The sequence below is a fragment of the Mycobacterium arosiense ATCC BAA-1401 = DSM 45069 genome, from assembly GCF_002086125.1.
Lineage (GTDB): Bacteria > Actinomycetota > Actinomycetes > Mycobacteriales > Mycobacteriaceae > Mycobacterium > Mycobacterium arosiense.
Window position 1 is genome coordinate 1 of sequence record NZ_MVHG01000266.1, and the last position, 376, is coordinate 376.

1 pseudogene is annotated in these 376 nt (G+C 63.0%); it reads left to right on the top strand.

Annotated features, from left to right (window positions below):
- Nucleotides 1-376, top strand: a pseudogene (locus tag BST14_RS28420) (hypothetical protein); the annotation flags it as partial.

Sequence of the window (376 nt, forward strand, 5' to 3'; positions counted from 1 at the left end):
GAGCCGGTGAAGGACATTGCCGAGCGAATCGGCAAGACCTTCCAGAGTGTGTATCGCGAGATCGCTAGAAATCAGAAGCCGGACGGGACCTACCAGCCCTGGTATGCCCATGCCCAGTCCTATCAGCGCCGTCGCCGGCCAAAGACGCGCCGGTTGGCCTCCGATGAGGGGCTACGGACGGCTGTGGCGAAGAAGCTGTCAAGGAAGTGGTCTCCTGCCCAGATCAGCCGTTGGCTGCGGCGCCGATATCGTCGTCGGCCGACATGGCACCTGTGCACTGAGACGATCTATGAGGGTGTCTACCGGGGCCTGGTCGTCGATATCGACCCACAGGACCGCAACTCGGGCAAGAGCGCCAACATCCTGCGGACCGGCC